The sequence below is a fragment of the Vulcanococcus sp. DEBay_Sum22DG08_74 genome, from assembly GCF_017852955.1.
Taxonomy (GTDB): Bacteria; Cyanobacteriota; Cyanobacteriia; order PCC-6307; family Cyanobiaceae; genus Vulcanococcus.
In genome coordinates this window covers 1-15,247 of sequence record NZ_JAFMKL010000037.1, presented here as the reverse complement: position 1 = coordinate 15,247, position 15,247 = coordinate 1, and the positions used below count along the sequence as shown (strand labels likewise).

General features: G+C 64.9%; 22 protein-coding genes. 11 read left to right on the top strand and 11 right to left on the bottom strand.

What is annotated here, in order from left to right; all coding sequences use genetic code 11:
* The coding region (locus QZ184_RS05960) for a DUF1499 domain-containing protein (RefSeq protein WP_296418574.1) at nt 1-335 on the bottom strand (335 nt) is incomplete at its 3' end.
* A complete protein-coding gene (locus tag QZ184_RS05955; protein WP_010315999.1) occupies nt 332-472 on the bottom strand; it encodes a hypothetical protein in 141 nt (46 codons plus the stop codon). The genes QZ184_RS05960 and QZ184_RS05955, both read right to left, overlap by 4 nt.
* A 336-nt stretch (nt 473-808) precedes the next feature.
* Between QZ184_RS05955 and QZ184_RS05950 the strand changes: the two genes are divergently transcribed.
* Genes QZ184_RS05950 through QZ184_RS05940 form a run of 3 tightly spaced genes read left to right on the top strand, consistent with a single transcriptional unit; the run spans nt 809 to nt 2,269 of the window.
* Nucleotides 809-1,492: a peroxiredoxin-like family protein gene (locus QZ184_RS05950; RefSeq protein WP_029626205.1), complete on the top strand. Its 684-nt coding sequence runs from the start codon at nt 809-811 to the stop codon at nt 1,490-1,492.
* Between the two features lie 7 nt (nt 1,493-1,499).
* The gene (locus QZ184_RS05945) at nt 1,500-2,018 is read left to right on the top strand and encodes an HPP family protein (RefSeq protein ID WP_010315995.1); all 519 of its coding nucleotides are present in this window, start codon (nt 1,500-1,502) and stop codon (nt 2,016-2,018) included.
* A 35-nt stretch (nt 2,019-2,053) separates the two neighbouring features.
* A complete protein-coding gene (locus QZ184_RS05940) occupies nt 2,054-2,269 on the top strand; it encodes a Nif11-like leader peptide family natural product precursor (RefSeq protein ID WP_247477560.1) in 216 nt (71 codons plus the stop codon).
* Between the two features lie 4 nt (nt 2,270-2,273).
* On the opposite strand, the gene QZ184_RS05935 is transcribed toward QZ184_RS05940, so the two are convergent.
* From QZ184_RS05935 to QZ184_RS05925, 3 genes are all read right to left on the bottom strand, one after another.
* Complete coding sequence (locus QZ184_RS05935) at nt 2,274-2,663, bottom strand: hypothetical protein (protein ID WP_296416624.1); 390 nt, start codon at nt 2,661-2,663, stop codon at nt 2,274-2,276.
* A 36-nt stretch (nt 2,664-2,699) separates the two neighbouring features.
* Nucleotides 2,700-2,825 carry a hypothetical protein gene (locus tag QZ184_RS05930; RefSeq protein ID WP_256463392.1) on the bottom strand — a complete coding sequence of 42 codons (126 nt, stop codon included), beginning with the start codon at nt 2,823-2,825 and terminating at the stop codon, nt 2,700-2,702.
* A gap of 153 nt (nt 2,826-2,978) precedes the next feature.
* Nucleotides 2,979-3,479: a hypothetical protein gene (locus tag QZ184_RS05925; protein ID WP_296416623.1), complete on the bottom strand. Its 501-nt coding sequence runs from the start codon at nt 3,477-3,479 to the stop codon at nt 2,979-2,981.
* 47 nt (nt 3,480-3,526) lie between these two features.
* Here QZ184_RS05925 and QZ184_RS05920 point away from each other — a divergent pair, with 47 nt between their 5' ends.
* Nucleotides 3,527-4,726, top strand: a complete 1,200-nt coding sequence (locus tag QZ184_RS05920) for an NAD(P)-binding protein (RefSeq protein ID WP_296418572.1) — start codon at nt 3,527-3,529, stop codon at nt 4,724-4,726.
* A 3-nt stretch (nt 4,727-4,729) separates the two neighbouring features.
* Here the strand turns inward: QZ184_RS05920 and QZ184_RS05915 are convergent, their stop codons facing one another.
* Both QZ184_RS05915 and QZ184_RS05910 read right to left on the bottom strand, forming a co-directional pair.
* Nucleotides 4,730-4,990 (bottom strand): hypothetical protein, encoded by a 261-nt coding sequence (locus QZ184_RS05915; protein ID WP_010315968.1) that lies wholly within the window; start codon nt 4,988-4,990, stop codon nt 4,730-4,732.
* A gap of 96 nt (nt 4,991-5,086) precedes the next feature.
* Nucleotides 5,087-5,407, bottom strand: a complete 321-nt coding sequence (locus QZ184_RS05910; RefSeq protein ID WP_247479920.1) for a metalloregulator ArsR/SmtB family transcription factor — start codon at nt 5,405-5,407, stop codon at nt 5,087-5,089.
* Between the two features lie 62 nt (nt 5,408-5,469).
* On the opposite strand from QZ184_RS05910, the gene QZ184_RS05905 reads away from it, so the two are divergent.
* The 5 genes from QZ184_RS05905 to QZ184_RS05885 all read left to right on the top strand — a co-directional run bounded on the left by QZ184_RS05905 (nt 5,470) and on the right by QZ184_RS05885 (nt 9,417).
* A complete protein-coding gene (locus QZ184_RS05905; RefSeq protein WP_296418568.1) occupies nt 5,470-6,075 on the top strand; it encodes a class I SAM-dependent methyltransferase in 606 nt (201 codons plus the stop codon).
* Nucleotides 6,076-6,124: 49 nt separating this feature from the next.
* Nucleotides 6,125-7,246, top strand: a complete 1,122-nt coding sequence (locus tag QZ184_RS05900; protein WP_296416620.1) for an MBL fold metallo-hydrolase — start codon at nt 6,125-6,127, stop codon at nt 7,244-7,246.
* Between the two features lie 17 nt (nt 7,247-7,263).
* On the top strand, nt 7,264-7,785 hold the full coding sequence (locus QZ184_RS05895; protein WP_247477550.1) for a rhodanese-like domain-containing protein: 522 nt from the start codon (nt 7,264-7,266) through the stop codon (nt 7,783-7,785).
* Nucleotides 7,782-8,582 carry a sulfite exporter TauE/SafE family protein gene (locus QZ184_RS05890; protein ID WP_010315959.1) on the top strand — a complete coding sequence of 267 codons (801 nt, stop codon included), beginning with the start codon at nt 7,782-7,784 and terminating at the stop codon, nt 8,580-8,582. The genes QZ184_RS05895 and QZ184_RS05890 overlap by 4 nt, the downstream gene beginning before the upstream one ends.
* Before the next feature lie 277 nt (nt 8,583-8,859).
* Complete coding sequence (locus QZ184_RS05885; protein ID WP_296416618.1) at nt 8,860-9,417, top strand: ferritin; 558 nt, start codon at nt 8,860-8,862, stop codon at nt 9,415-9,417.
* On the opposite strand, the gene QZ184_RS05880 is transcribed toward QZ184_RS05885, so the two are convergent.
* From QZ184_RS05880 to QZ184_RS05870, 3 genes are all read right to left on the bottom strand, one after another.
* The gene (locus QZ184_RS05880) at nt 9,414-9,698 is read right to left on the bottom strand and encodes a hypothetical protein (protein WP_010315955.1); all 285 of its coding nucleotides are present in this window, start codon (nt 9,696-9,698) and stop codon (nt 9,414-9,416) included. The genes QZ184_RS05885 and QZ184_RS05880 overlap by 4 nt on opposite strands.
* 3 nt (nt 9,699-9,701) lie before the next feature.
* On the bottom strand, nt 9,702-10,301 hold the full coding sequence (locus tag QZ184_RS05875; protein WP_010315953.1) for a helix-turn-helix domain-containing protein: 600 nt from the start codon (nt 10,299-10,301) through the stop codon (nt 9,702-9,704).
* A gap of 175 nt (nt 10,302-10,476) precedes the next feature.
* Nucleotides 10,477-11,487 carry an extracellular solute-binding protein gene (locus QZ184_RS05870; RefSeq protein ID WP_296418564.1) on the bottom strand — a complete coding sequence of 337 codons (1,011 nt, stop codon included), beginning with the start codon at nt 11,485-11,487 and terminating at the stop codon, nt 10,477-10,479.
* A 181-nt stretch (nt 11,488-11,668) separates the two neighbouring features.
* Here QZ184_RS05870 and QZ184_RS05865 point away from each other — a divergent pair, with 181 nt between their 5' ends.
* Entirely contained in the window at nt 11,669-13,192 is a 1,524-nt protein-coding gene (locus QZ184_RS05865; protein WP_296416615.1) for an iron ABC transporter permease, read from the top strand.
* Here the strand turns inward: QZ184_RS05865 and QZ184_RS05860 are convergent.
* Nucleotides 13,189-14,049 (bottom strand): metallophosphoesterase, encoded by an 861-nt coding sequence (locus QZ184_RS05860; RefSeq protein ID WP_247477532.1) that lies wholly within the window; start codon nt 14,047-14,049, stop codon nt 13,189-13,191. The genes QZ184_RS05865 and QZ184_RS05860 overlap by 4 nt on opposite strands.
* 409 nt (nt 14,050-14,458) lie before the next feature.
* On the opposite strand from QZ184_RS05860, the gene QZ184_RS05855 reads away from it, so the two are divergent.
* Nucleotides 14,459-14,707 carry a hypothetical protein gene (locus tag QZ184_RS05855; protein ID WP_156797844.1) on the top strand — a complete coding sequence of 83 codons (249 nt, stop codon included), beginning with the start codon at nt 14,459-14,461 and terminating at the stop codon, nt 14,705-14,707.
* Nucleotides 14,708-15,247 lie beyond the last annotated feature (540 nt).

The following is a 15,247-nucleotide window of genomic DNA, read 5'->3' as shown; positions in this document are numbered from 1 at the left end:
GAGACCGAGCGGGCCTGAAGCACCCCAGCATTGGGATCGGCGTAGAGCTCGAGATCGTCGACGAAGCCAAACAGGGCACTCGTGGCCGTCGCGTGCAGGTAGCCGTTCCCCTCTTCGACGATCTCGGTGCGCGGGGTGGCCCGGATCACCGGGAGTAGAGATTGAAGGGCCGCCTCGGGATTGGCCACGGCCCAATCCACGCGGGCGCAATGGGCCGGACTGGGGCAGGGGGAGAGGGCGCCGTTCTGCACACCCAGGTCCTCCGGCACAGGACCCACCAGATGAAAGAGCCCCAGGGTGAAGACCAGCAGGAAGTGGGAGAACAGAGCCGTCATGGATTGGAGGGAGCAGCAACAGGAGCCGGGGTAGGGAGGGACTCTTCAATCCCCACATCGATCTCAGCAATCCAGAGCAGCAAGCTGCCGATGCAAGCCAGGGCTGCGATCAACAAGAGCCAACGATGACGGCGCATGGGCAGGCCTCCCCTCTCGCCATTGTGCTGGATACGACCAGGAACAAATGCCTATGGCGCCAGGGCTGGTCGACTTCCTAGGAAAGACCTGCGCTTTTGACGAAGAGACGCACCTCCGCCGGTCGATTGACCAGCGGAGTTTTTTTTGGCTTTTCTGCAGTCGCCAACCCTCCGTGGACAACATCTCGGGGCGATGGCATCAATGGATTGAGGTTGCTCTCTTCGTCAGACGCGCCTCAAACGGGGCGAGGTGCATCTCGCCCCACCCCACCCGTTCAGCGAGGCTGAGGAGACGTTGAGACCAGAGCCGTCCTCAACGCCGATGACCTCAGACCCATGACGACGCCCGACCTTCTGCTGGACGCCCTCCGCTCTATCCCAGGGATGGAGCCAGGGTCCAGACGGCTGGTGATCCTGATGAGCCAGCTCGGGGATTTCGATTCGCTGGAATACGCCCAGGCACTTGCCCCCGTTTTGCCCAGGCTGGAGCAGGCCGGAATCAAGACCCTGGCGATCGGCATTGGTGACGAGGCCGGAGCCGAGCGGTTCTGCCAGTTCACCGGCTTTCCCCGGGGCAACCTCAGGGTGGAGAGCGAACCGAGGTTGCACCGCGCGCTTGAGCTCTACTCCGGCCTGCAGACGCCCGGCGGACCTTGGCCGGGGCTGCTGTTGATGTGTGCCGGCATCGGCTCACCGGGAACCTTGAGCGAGGTCCTGCGCGGCTACACCGGAGATCGCTCCGCGCCGCAGCGCTTCGAGAGTCCCCTCTTTCGCCTGGCGGGCGGCGAGGGATTCCAGCGGCCCTTTGAGCTCGCCACCGTGCGCCTGCGCAACATGACCGAGGTGCTGGGGAATTGGCGGACCTATGTCCCCCGTGATGACTTCATCACCCAACGCGGAGCCACCTTCCTCTTGGAGAGCGACGACTCCCTGCTCTATGAGCATCGGGACCAAGGAATGCTGGGCTTCTCCGCAACAATGAGTCGCCCGCTGTCCTTCTTGGATCCCTATCTGAGCTGAAAGACCGATGGTCTGGGACAGGATCCAGTCGGAGCGCCAACGGGGCAGGGACTACCAACCGCGCTTCCAACAGCGGCAGGTGATCGGAGCTTGGCTGGGTGCTCTGCTGGCCATTACGGCCCTGGGCCTGATCAGTCTCTGGAGCCACTACCCCCTGGTCGTGGCACCCTTCGGAGCCTCGACCGTTCTGCTCTTTGGCCACCCGTCCAGCCCCCTGGCGCAACCACGGAATGTGGTCCTGGGGAACACCGTGGCCGCCATCGTCAGCGTCGCCTGCGTCATGGCCTTCGGCGATGCCCCCTGGGTGATGGGCCTGGCCGTGGCCGTGACCATCGCCCTGGGGCAGGTGCTGCGTTGCCTGCATCCACCGGCCGGGGCGGTGGCGCTGCTGGGGGTCCTGCTCAAGGCCCAGCCTGGATTCATCTGGATGCCCGTGCTCAGCGGTTCGCTGGTGATGATGCTGATCGCCGTGGCCTATAGCCGGCTGCAGCCCGGTGCGGAGCACTATCCGCATCACTGGCTCTGAGCCTCTGGGAGACTGTTGCGCCCGACGGCGCTGCCATGTCGCTCGATCAACTCAAGGCCTTCCTGGCTCGCCTTCAGGCCGATGAGGCCCTGAAGCAGCAGGTGCTGGCCGCCGCCACCGCCGATGACGTGGCGCAGATCGGCCTAAAGCTCGGCTTTGAGTTCTCCGGGGATGAACTGCTGCGGGTCTCCGGCAAGAAATTCGATCGGGTCACGGTCCATAAGAACGACATGCCCGGCGAATACAACTGAGCGACTACGCCAGCGCCTGGTAGGCCAAAGGCTGACGGTGCTCCATGGTCAGCGACCAAAGACCACTGCCGAGATCCTGCAGTGCGGCGAGCAGGGCCGCCGTGTCTCCGTCGTTGAGCCATTGAGCCTTCAACGCCGGGAGCTGATCCTGCAGGGACTCAATCGGAACCGTGACCAACAGCAAACTCTGTTCTCCCGCGGCGCGACGCAACTCGCCCTGGTCACTGCGCTGCCAGACCCGAACCAAGAGATCCAGCGCCTGCTCACGTCCGACCTCGCCGGGATCAGCCCCAGCGGGCAGGGCCTCGCGCAGCGACTTGCCCTGCAGAGGCATCGCTCTCTGCCCGCCCTGCTCCAGCAAAGCCAGAACGATCAAATAGGGGGCATCAGCCATGAGACGCAGAAGCGACAGCGCCTCCACCCTGCCCGGTCAGAGGAACCCCTGGGAAGCCGGAGTGCGTTGCTGCTGGATCGGAGCGCGGGGATTCCAGGCGGCGAAGAACGCCGCCAAGGCAACCAGGGCGATCAAGCCAACGCGCCAGGGTTGACGGGACATGCCCGAGAGCCTGGGCATTGGCCCCCGTCCCCGCTGGGCGACGCCATCGAGGGGCGTGCCACACCTCCCGCAGACCATCCGGCCTCCCAAGCTTCGGTCGGATTTCACCGACCAACTGCCGCAGCGGGGGCACCCCATCGAGCCAAGGACCGTTCAACTCAGCCCATGTTGACCAGGAAGCCGCCACTGGGCCAGGCCACCCCCACGCCCTCGGGCCGCTAGCCAACCGGAGGCATCGCGGCCAATCAAGGCAAAGAACGGCGTCCGCTGGGGAGCCGGAGCCGGCAAGGCACGCTCCCACCACTGCCGCCCAGCGACCCTCAAACCCATCCGCAGAAATTGGAACTGCAGCAGAGGACGGCGCCCCTTGAGGGCTCCAGGACCTTCAAAAAACAGTTCAACGGCGCCCAGCCGCACGCTGTTGCGCAGCTGCAACGCGCCGGCCTCCTCACGGATCTCCAGCTGAGCCGCCAGTCCCCGCAACAGCACCCCTGAGAACTGGGACGCCTGGAGTCGCCCCTTCGGCCAGACCTGCTCCAACTGCCAGCAACCGACCAGATCAGCGGCCTGAAGGCCCGTTCCCTCCGATCGGGCTCGCCCCTCGAGGGCAAGCAACGCCTCGGCCGTGATGGATTGATCAATCCCTTCCGCCACGACAGCCCAAGCAAAGACCCAGCATGGTCAGGCTCTGGTCGATTCCGTTGCCCTCCTCGCTCCCGCGCACTGATCTCGCCATCGTCGGCGCAGGAGTCTCGGGCTGTGCGCTGGCGGCCTCGCTGCGCCGGCGCGGCTGGCGCGGATCCATCGAACTCCTGGAAATCGGGCGCGGTCCCGGGGGCCGAGCGGCCACCCGCTACTCGCGCCAAGACCCGGACCTACGGATCAACCATGGGGCCCCGCTCTTCAACATCCGAGCCCAGACGCCGCCAGAGCTGCTTCAGGCACTCGAGCAACGGGAGGTCATCAGCCCCTTCCGCGGATCCATTCAGAGCCTCGATGGGCAACGGTCACTGGGCCCTGCCATTGACGATGGCTTCAGCGACGGGCAGCTCTGGCAGGGCCGCGGAGGAATGGATGCCCTCGCCGCTGGACTGCTGGAGCTGGCCGAGGCAGAGGGAGGAGTCCTGAGCAGGCGCTTTGGAACCCTTGTGCGCCACCTGAGGCCCGAACGCTCCAAAACCGGTCTGCGCTGGACTTTGGAAAACAGCAGCGGGGAAGCCTTGGTCGAGGCCCGCTGGCTGGTCCTCAGCGGAACACTGCTGGCCCATCCCCGCTGTCAGCAGGTCTTTGGCTGGGACGGTATTCCGCTAGAGCAAGCAGCCGAAAGCCTGGCTGATCCCCAGCTCAACGCTGCGCAGGCCCAGCTGGCTTCGATCGAGGGCCAGGCCAGCTGCAATCTGTTGCTAACCCTTCCGCCGGAGCAGGCCAGCGCCTGGTTGGCACTGCCCTGGCAAGTTCTGCAATGCACCCCCTCGGCCCAGGAGCGTTGGGGACTGCGACGCATCAGCATCCAACCCCTGGCCGGCGGGCGCTGTGCCGTGGTCGCTGAATCCAGTCCCGCCTTCGCCGCGGCCCATCTCCATGTCTACGGATCGCGCTCATCGGCCGCTCAACTGCTCGGCGCCAAGCCGGATCCCTCGGATGAGAAGCGGGTGCTGGATGCCCTGACCCAGGCCCTGACGGATCTCAGCGGACAAACCCTGGGTGACGCACCAAGGCAACTGATGCGTTGGGGAGCCGCCTTCCCGCTGGCTCCAGGACTGGACCCCGGCCACAGCTGCTGCCCGGAAAGTGCCATCGGCTTCTGCGGGGACAGCCTCGCTGGGGACGGCTTTGGCCGGATCGAGGGCGCTCTATTGAGTGCCGAAGACCTGGCCACACAACTGATGAAGCAGCTCTAGGGCTTAGGCCGCGACGGACGAGCGGCGGCGCGCGGAGCTCACCGGCATGGTCAGGTGACGCTTGGCCTGCCAGACCGACTGGGCGGCATCAAACAGGGTGTTCTGCACATCCCAGACGAAACGCTGAACCCGAACCTGGGACTCACGCCGCTGCGGCAGCAAGTCTGAGAAGGCTGCCGCGTGGCAGAGATCGACAAGCATCGCCACTTCTTCGCGGCTCATCGTGATCTGGACGTTGTCCTCAGACCGGTGCGTGACCTGCATCGCCCCTTTAACCGAAGAAAACCAACCTACGCCGATTACCGCTGATCAAACAGAAATCAAGGGGCGCTTAAGCATTGAGAACAGAAAACGCAACTCTCAGGCCGACTGGAGCTGATCCAGCTGGGCCTGAAGTCGTTGCTTGAGACGGTTTTGAACCAAGGCGCACAGGTCATCGACCAAATCGCCCTCCGCCTGCCAGATCGTTCGAGTCCCCTCACGCTCACAGCGGACCAGACCCGCGCGCTGCAACTGACCGAGCTGCCGGCTGATGTGGGACTGGGAAAAACCGGTGGCCTCAATCAAGGCCGCGACATCAATGGGCCCCTGCTTGAGATGGCAGAGCAGCTGAAGCCGCGCCGGCTCACTCAGCAGCCGAAAGAACTGGCTGTACTCCTCCAGCAACTCCTGGGAGGGCATTGCACCTGCGGCGCCCATTGCAATGCTGTATGACGATAAACGCATTATGCCTGGCCTCGCCAATGAATCAGGAGTTCTGGGATCAGCGCTTCCGCGAGAGCCACTACGCCTACGGCACCGAGCCCAACGACTTCCTGAGAGCCAAGGCGGCCTCCCTCTCCCCTGGAGACGCCCTCTGCCTGGCGGAAGGGGGAGGGCGAAACGCCGTCCACCTGGCCAAACAGGGGCACCGCGTCACCGCCCAAGACCTCAGCCCCGTCGGCCTGGAAATGGCCCAACAGCTCGCCGAGACCCAGGGAGTGACGCTGCACTGCCGCTGCGGGGACCTGCGCGACTTCAGCCCCGAGCCCGAGAGCGTCGACCTGATCGTCGCCATCTGGATGCACCTCGAACCCGAACTCCGGGCCCTGGTGCACCGGCGCGCCGTTGCAGCGCTCAAACCTGGAGGGCACCTGATCCTTGAGGCCTACAACCCGGCGCAACTCAACCGAGGAACCGGCGGGCCGCCCAACCCGGAGCTGCTGATCACAGCGTCGCAGCTGGAAGCGGAACTCCAAGGACTGACCTGGCTCGAGCTCCAGGAAACCGAACGCTGGATCGAGGAAGGCCCGCTCCACCAGGGGCAGAGCGCCGTGGTTCAGGCCTTTGGCCAAAAACGGGGCGCGTGATCACAAAGGCTTTATGCGTGTATAGTCATACAAGCCTGAAGCGGAGTCCATGGCCTCCATCGCGCCCTCCCCGGTCGCGCTCTCTGATGCAGCCGGTGGGCAACCCCTGCTGCATCGCCAACTCTTCGACGCGACAACGGGGACCTACACCTATCTGCTGGCCGATGTCACCTCCGGCGAGGGCGTGATCATCGATCCGGTGTTTGAACAACACGACCGAGATCTCTCCTTCATTCGCGAGCTGGGAATCCAGCTGGTCGCCAGCCTCGATACCCACGCCCACGCGGATCACGTCACCGGCAGCTGGCTGATGCAGCAAGCCACCGGCTGCGCCATTGGCCTCGCCCAGTCCGCCCGCGCCCAAAACGTCACCCTGCCCCTCGAGCACGGGGACCACGTGGCCTTTGGCAGCCGCCACCTGCAGGTGCGCAGCACCCCGGGGCATACCGATGGGTGTGTCACCTACGTCCTGGACGACCAATCCGCCGCCTTCACCGGCGACGCCCTCTTGGTTCGCGGCTGCGGGCGCTGCGACTTCCAGCAGGGTGACCCCCACACCCTCTGGCGCTCCATCACCGAGCAGATCTTCAGCCTGCCCAACAGCTGCCTGCTCTACCCAGGCCACGACTACACCGGCCGAACCCTCACCTCAGTGGCCGAGGAGAAAGCCTTCAACGCGCGCCTCGGCGGTGGTGCCGATGAACGGGACTTCGTGGGTCACATGACCAACATGAAGCTGCCCCACCCGGGCAAGATCGCCATCGCCCTTCCCGGGAACATGCGCTCGGGTCAGCCCCGCGACGAGCAACCCGCTCAGCACTGGGCACCGGTTCAGCGCAGCTTCGCAGGGCTCCCCGAGCTGCCCCCCAGCTGGCTGGCGGAACATCGCAACGCGGTGACCGTGCTGGATGTCCGCTCGGAGGACGAAGTCGAGGGCCCCGATGGCCGGATCGAAACCAGCCTGCACATTCCTCTGCAGGACCTGGAGCAGCGCCAAGCAGAGCTACCCAGCGACCGTCCCCTCGTTGTGGTCTGCCATGCGGGGAGCCGATCGGCCTTGGCCACCCAACAGCTCCTGAAGGCCGGCTTCGATCGCGTCGCGAATCTGCGCGGCGGGCTCCTGCGCTGGAGCGATGAGGGCTACCCACTCGTGGGCTCCATCCACCACTAATCACCCCACCCACTCCCATGACCCACACCCAACCGATCAGCGCCCACGACCTGGCCGATCAACTCGCCGCCAAGCGCATCAGCGTGATTGATGTGCGTGAACCGATGGAGTTCGCCAGCGGTCACATCGCCGGCAGCCTGAACGTGCCGCTCAACCGCCTGCTGCAGGCGGATCTTCCCCAGGGCCCCCTGGTGCTGGTCTGCCAAAGCGGCAACCGCAGCAACCGCGCCCTCGGGCAACTCATGGCCCAGGGGCACCCCCACCCGCTCAGTGAGCTGCAGGGGGGACTCCCCACCTGGCAGGGGGCCGGCTTCCCCGTGCGCAAACTCAAAAACGCACCCCTGCCCCTGATGCGTCAGGTGCAAATTGCCGCCGGTTCACTGGTGCTGCTGGGCCTGATCCTCAGCAACACCGTCGCCCCCGGCTGGATTGCGCTGACCTGGTTCGTTGGCGCTGGCCTGACCTTTGCCGGCGTCAGCGGCTTCTGTGGCATGGCCCGCCTGCTGGCCGTCATGCCCTGGAACCGGGTCTCCCTGTGATCAGCCTGATCCTGCTGGGACTGGGGGGCGGCCTGATCGGCTTTCTGCTCTCCGTCCTCGGGGCAGGGGGCTCCATCCTGCTGCTGCCTCTCTTGGTCAGCGGCGCCGCTCTGCCGACCAAGGAGGCCGTGCCGCTCTCCTTGATCGTCGTGATGATCCTGGCGCTGGCCAACCTGGGGCCCTACCTCCGCCGCGGCCAGTTCGCGCCCAGGCCCGCCCTACTGCTGGGACTCCCGGCCCTCGCCGGCAGCTGGATCGGCGGGAGCTGGGTCAAGGCCGGACTGATCCCTGAGGCGGTTCAACTCAGCGTCTTTGCCGCCGCCGCCGTCCTGGCCTCCTGGCTGCTCCTACGTCCAGCCCCGGCAGGCGGCCGCGCGGCGTCCGAAGCTCTGCTGCTGCCGCAGGGTCTGTTGGTGGGTCTGCTGACGGGCATCGCCGGCGTCGGCGGAGGGTTCGCCATCGTTCCGGCCCTGGTGCTGTTGGCCGGTCTACCGATGGCCCTCGCCAGCGGCACCAGCCTGCTGCTGATCGCCGTCAATGCGTTGGTGGCCTTGGCTGCCCTGGGCCACTGGCCGCAGGCCAGCCTTCCTCTTCTTCTTCCGCTGCTAGCTGGCGGAGCCGCGGGCGCGGTAGCCGGCCAATGGCTGGCTCCTCACCTCAGCGATCGCCATCTACGGCGGGGCTTCTCCTTATTACTGATTGCCTCAGCCGTCCTGACCGGCGCAGAGGCCTGGAAACGTCAGGCACCCGCTGCATCCGTATCCCCTCGGGCCGACCTGATCCGTCCAGGGACCTAGTCCCGGCCGCAGCGACACTTACCGCCCTTCCACTTCGAGCACTTCTTCTGCTTGCAGCCCTTCTTTTTGGCGCAGGCCTGGAGCCTGCCCTCAGGCTGGACAGGCAGATCCGAGGAGGGGCCAGTGGATGGGGCCATCAGGGTCGAACCGGGCAGGATCGCAATGCAGTCATCTTATTGCAATCGATTCTCTTTTGCGCAAGCGAGTTGATTGTCAGCATTGATTTGCGCCGGCCCAGCAGAGCCCGTAGCTTGCGGCCAACTCCCCACGGCAGGCCATGACTCAATCGATCGCCCGCGGCCCCGCCGGGCGGGCCGTGGCCCAACCAATGGCCCCCGATCTACTCGGGGCCCTTCAGGAGCACCTGACCATGGAGCGCCAGGCCAGCGCGGCCTACTGGGCCCTGGCCATCTGGTTCGCCGAACGCGGGCTGCGGGGCTTCAGCAGCTTCTTGAAACAGGAGTCCAGCGAGGAGCAGCACCACGCCGGCCTGTTCGCGGATTACCTGATTGCCCGGGGCCAGGCGGTCACGCTGGAACCCCTGACAGCACCGCGCCAGAACTGGACCAGCATCGAAGAGGTCTTCCAAGGCATCTTCCAGATGGAGGCCGAGGTCACCACCTCCCTGCATCAGCTCTATGCCATGGCCGAGCGCAGCGGCGATGTGCGCACGACCGTCTTCCTCGATCCCCTCGTGCAGAGCCAGATCGACTCAGAAAACCAAGCCGCACATCTGCTGGATCGCATCAGCTTCTCCCATTCCGACCCAGCCGCCCTGCTGGTGATCGACGGAGAACTGACCGCCGGCCAAAGCGCACCGGCCTCCGTCGCCTAAGAACTGGGCAGGGGCCGCCTGCAGAGCTCCTGAAACAGCGACAGCGTCAAGCGATCAACCGCCACGGGCGCGGACTGCAGCCACTGGCCCAGTCGCCTGAGCTCAGCCAGGCGCAAAAACAGCTGCTCCGATTCCCGCTGCAAGCGCCGGCACAGAGCAGGGTTTTGACAGCGTGCCTGGTCTGCATCGATGCGAACCAAACGCGACCGCAACCCTTCCGCCTCCCGGCAGAGACAGCCCAGGGCATCCACCGAGACGCTGGCCTCACAAGGGCACTGCATCGATCAGAACCCCCCAGCCAGAGGAGCGGAATCCACCAGGGCTGGAGCCAGGCGGAAGCCAGCCTCACCCAATGGCGCCTCCAGCAGCTCGGCCTGACGGAACTTCGAGATCATCCGGGTGGTGGTCACCCGGGTCGCACCGATCAACTCACCGATCCGGTCATGGGTCAGGCGGAAAGGGAGATCGCACCAATCGCCGCAGCGGCGACCCAGGCGATGGACCAAGAGGCTCAAGAGAGCATGCAACCGCTGCTCAGCCGTGCCCAGGTGGCGAATGCGCAGCAGCTGCAGGGTCCACTCATTGACCGGGTCAAAGCCGCCAGCCCCCACAGCCTTGGCGTCGCTGCTGAAGACCAACGGAGTCAAGGCCTCCACGCACACACCCTCACTGCAGAGCCGATCGGTGCGGAGCTGATCGCCGGGCTGGAGGAAGGCCAGGGTCATCCCCTCGGTCTCCTCACAGGGGCAATAGACGCGAGCCATGCCCTCGAGCACCTCGATGCAGCTGCCACCGGTATGCAAAGCAGGATCGAGCAAGACGGTTTGCCCGACCGGCATCCGCACGGCACTGGCAGGGGCGTCAGGGAGAAAGCGGAAGGACATGACCCCCGAAAACGGGCTAGTTGCGAATGCGTCGCAAGATAAACAAGAAACCCCTCCTTTTGCAAGCGATTCTCAATAGCAGTTTCTAGCTGCAAATGGAGCGCGGACCGGCGCAACAAAAAAGCCAGCCGCGCAGGGCGGCTGGCCGGGGTCCTTGCAGGCTTGCGCCAGGGCGTCAGCGCCAACCGCTGGACTGCATCAAGGCCACCGCCGCCTTGTTCTTGGCACCCATCTGCTGGGCCGAGACACCGTCGGCCTTGAAGGTTCCCAGGCGCTTGAGCACCGCGTTATTGCCAAAGCCCCGCAGCGGATATTCGTTGTTGGCTTCGGCGTAACCGCGACCTCCACTGGGTGACGCCAAGAACTCGATCAGCTTCAGCGCCGCCTCAGGGTTCTTCGCGGTCTTGACCACCCCGGCACCGGTGATGTTCACGTGGGCGGGATTGGGGAAGAGGACCTTGACCCGATTGGCCAACTGCTGGTCGGACGAGCCGTTACCGCCAGCCAGCATCCGGGCGACGTAATAGGAGTTGACCAGACCAACGCCGCACTGACCATTGGCGACGGCGCGAATCAGGGGGGTGTCGGAACTGAAGTAGGGCTGCGTCACGTTGGCGGTCATGCCCTTCACCCATGTCGCGGCCTGTTGATCGCCGCGCAGGATCATCTGGTCAGCGACCAGCGATTGGTTGTAGACGCTCTTGCGGTTGCGCAGGCACAGCTGGCCTTTCAGGGCCGGATTCGCCAGATCGGCATAGGTGCGAATGCTGCCCGGGTTCACCGCCTTGGGGTTCACCACCACAACGCGAACCCGCCGCGTCAGGCCAAACCAAAGGCCCTTGGAGTCCCGCAGGTTCGCGGGGACATCGCGGCTGAGCGAGGCGGAGCGACTGGGGCGAAACAGCCCCGCGTCCGCAGCCTTGTCCAGACGCGCCGCATCGGCCAGCACCAGAACATCGGCTGGGCTGTTGGCCCCTTCGCGTTTGATGCGCTCGATCAAGGCGTCATCCTTGGCCTCGAGCAAGCGGACCTTGATCCCCGTCTTCTGGGTGAATTGCTTGTAGAGCGCCTTGTCGGTGTTGTAGTGGCGGCCCGAATAGACGCCAATTTCCTGACTGTTGGCCTTCGCCAGGGAAGTCAGAACAGCCGCCCCAGCCGTGACGCCGAGCAGGGCAGCCGCTGCCAAGCGCTCAGGTGCGATGCAGGAACGAAGACGCTGAAACGCCAAGACCGGATCAAGTAGCACTGGCGGAACTATGCCCAGGCCCGATCCCTTCTGGAGAGGGGGTGATCATTGGCCACCCGCGTCTGTGACATTCATTACATCCCTGCCCCGTAGGCTTTGCGCCGCAGCCTCAGGCAAAGCATTGGCACGGGGACAACTGCCACAGCGAAGCCTGCTGGGCGCCGGGGTCCTGCTGGTTTGTGCAGCAGCCCTCGCCCCGGTTCTGGGTCTGACCTGGTTTGCCCTCAGCGGCGGCGGCATCGAGAGTTGGGGCCTTGGCGATGAAGGTCCGGTTCAGGTGCGCAACACCCTGGCCCTGGTGCTCCTGGTCGGGGCGCTGGCCGCCGCACTGGGCACCGGAACGGGCTGGCTGACGGCCCGCTGTGAGTTCCCCGGACGCCGCTGGCTGCGGGTGGCGCAGCTTCTGCCCCTGGCCACGCCGAGCTATCTACTGGCGGCCACCTTGATCGACCTGGGCAGTCGCTTTGGCCAGCGCATCTATGGCTTCAACCCCACCCTGGCGGTGATGGTGCTGAGCACCTACAGCTATGTCTTCCTGCTCTCGACCGAGAGCTTCTCGGTCAGTGGCAAGCGGCAGCTAGAGGCCTGCCGCAGCCTCGGAGTCGGCCCCTGGGGCAGCTTTTGGCGCGTAGCCCTGCCCATGGCCCTGCCCTCGATTGGAGCCGGGGTGGCGCTCACGGGCATGGAGGTGGTGAACGAGCTGGGAGCCGTGCAACTGCTCGGGGTCCCGACCCTCTCCTCCGGGATCCTGATGCGCTGGCAGCAAGAGGGGGATCCCCAAGCCGCTGTCGCTCTGGCCCTGATGGCCCTGGTGATCGTGGGCCTCCTGGTCGGAGCGGAGCGCACCCTGCGGCGCCGTAGCCGCTGCTGGACCATCAGCGGCGGCGGCGAGCCCGAACAGCGCTGGCGGCTTCAGGGGCATCAGCGCTGGCTCAGTCAATTGTTTTGCCTGGCCCCTCCCCTGCTGAGCCTTGGCCTGCCCTTGGTTTGGGCCCTGCTGAGTTGGGACCAGCTCCAGAGCGAAGACAGCGCGGAACTGCTCGAGCTGGGTCTCCGTTCCTTTGGCCTGGCCCTGGTGGCCGCTGTCCTAACGGTGGTCGTCAGCCTGGTGCTCTCCATTGCCAAGCGCTGGATTCCCAATGCCGGCATTCGGCGCCTGAGCTTTGCCGCTGGCCTGGGCTACGCCATTCCGGGCACCGTTCTGGCCCTCGCCCTGATGCTGATCGGTGGCCCCTTGGCCCTGGCCCCTCTGCTGCTGCTGGTCTGGGGCTACGTCGATCGCTTCCTAGCCGTCTCCAAAGGCGGCCTCGACGCGGCCCTGGAGCGCATTCCCCCGAGCATCGATGAGGCCGCCACCTCCCTGGGCCAGAGCTGGGGGGGCGTGCTGCAGCGCATCCATCTCCCCCTGCTGCGGGGACCGCTGCTGATGGGGAGCCTGCTGGTCTTTGTCGACACAGTGAAGGAACTGCCGCTGACCTTTGCGCTCAGGCCCTTTGACTTCGACACCCTGGCCGTTCGCGTCTATCAGTACGCCAGCGATGAGCGAGTCGGGGCGGCCCTGATCCCAGCCCTGCTGATCTTGAGCATGGGCCTGATCGCCGCCGCCGCCTTGATCCCGAGCCTGGATCGACTGGAGCAGCGCTAGCGGCGAGCGACCACGCCCTGATCGATCAGCTTTCCGTCACGATCCCAAGCCCGCACGGTCAGGCTGTTGGGCCCAGCCTCCAGTTCCGCAAAGCTGTAAACGCTCACGGCCTTCGCCGATTGCGGCTTGGCGATCACGGGGCGGAGATAGGCCCCTCCGCCTCCAACGATCAGGTAGGTGATGCCGTCGATCGGCTTGCTGCGCTCGTAGTGGTGTTCATGGCCATTGATGTAGAGCTGCACCCCATGGCGCTGCATCAAGGAGCTCAACTTGCCCCGTAGGCCGGGGTTGTTGCCGTAGAGACCGGAGGAGTAGATCGGGTGATGGCCCACCACCACTTTCCAGGGGGCCTGGCTCTTGGCCAAGGCGGAGCGCAGCCAGGACAACTGGGACGTCCAGGGCGCATTGCCGTTGGTGTCCAGCATGAAAAATTCGACCTCGCCGCGGCGGACGCTGTAGAAGCGCCCCTTCATGCCATAGGGCTTGTAGGCCACCTGGGGATCGCCATTGGCCGTGCGGATGTCGTGGTTGCCCAGGACCGCGTGGAAGGGGACTTTGGCCGCCAGCAACTCGGCGTAGGGACCAAGGAACGTCGACTGAACCTTGCGAATGTCGCCTGAGGGGTAGATGTTGTCCCCAGCCAGCAGCACCAAGTCCACGGGCTTCCGGCGATGCACCGCAGCCATTTGGGTCCCAACGGCCCGCTGATGGACGTTGCCGCTGCCCACATCGCCCACCGCTAAAAAGCGGGTGGTGCTCAGGGGAGGTGGACTCGCCACCTGGGCCCAACTGTGTCCAGCAGCAACGGTGGCCGTGGCCGCTCCAGCCATGAGCAGCAGCAGCGCGCGACGGTGCATGGCTGGGATCGAGCAAGGTCTCCCCAGGTTGACGCAATCAGGCCGCCGGCCGCTACCGCCGGCTGTGCTTTTTGGCGCACCCCGTCGCATCCTTTGCCGCAGCACCGTCCTCAGCTGGGGCCAGCCTTGGCGGAGCGACACAAACAACATGCTCCGGATCTTTGGAGATCGCCAAAGCCTCTTGGCCGCCCTGAGTTGTCACTGGTCCTATGAGCTAATCCAGCTGGATCAACCCTTCCAGCAGCGCTCCAAGACGACTTGGGGGTGCCCCGTCGCAACCAAGAAAAAACCGTTGCAGATAGAAGAGTCTGCTCTTGGAAACGCAAGCTCCCAGTGATCAGTGAGCCAGGTGTGAGCGCAGGGTTTCGCTGCAACGGTTGCGCTGAGGGCTGATGCAGTGGTGCTGGGCATGGCCGCTGCGCTCAAGGAAGGGGAGTTTGCTGAAGCGGAGGACATCGTCGGTGGATCCAATCCAACCCGCCGCGGCCAAGATCTGATGAGAGAGTCAACCTGGCGAAAACTGGACGAACGATCAAGACGCGAGCGTGAGCGGCAGATCGAGGCGACCGAATTTGCAGAAGCGATGCAAGGTCGCAAGTCCTGGACGACAGCCCACTACCAAGCGGTTTTCGAATACCTGGAGAAGCATTCGCATTGATGGCAACTTTGTGGAGATTGAGACTGCAGTCGATGTATTGAAGGACTAACCACCCGCAAGGATGAGAACGGGCTGGATTGCCATCAGCCAGTGGTTGATCCAAGTCATCAGGACTATCTTGAGGTCACAGCAAAAGCTGCGTGCGTTCATATCCCATTCCAGATTCAGTTCATGCCACACACACATTCCAAGCTGCGGCCAGAGAACACAACCGCAAGCCAGACAAAGCAGCCAAACAAAAGCGTCGACACCAGCCGTCATCAGCAGCGGCCACAGGCCAGCCCCAGACCAAGCTGCCCTCCGAGCTGGGATGACTTATTGGGACAACGTTGAGCGCCAATCGTCCAATCAGGCTTAACTCAAGCCATGGATAAGCGTTGGCTCGATCTCCGTTGGCCGGTCACCGTGCTCCTGCTTGGGGCCATGGGTTTTGTGCTGCTGGCACGAAGCAGCCGGCACCCGATTCAACTCCGCTTGGAGGTGAGCTTCAGCAAGCCGGTGACCGTCGGGGGGACCTTGCAACATGACCTCGTCATGGAG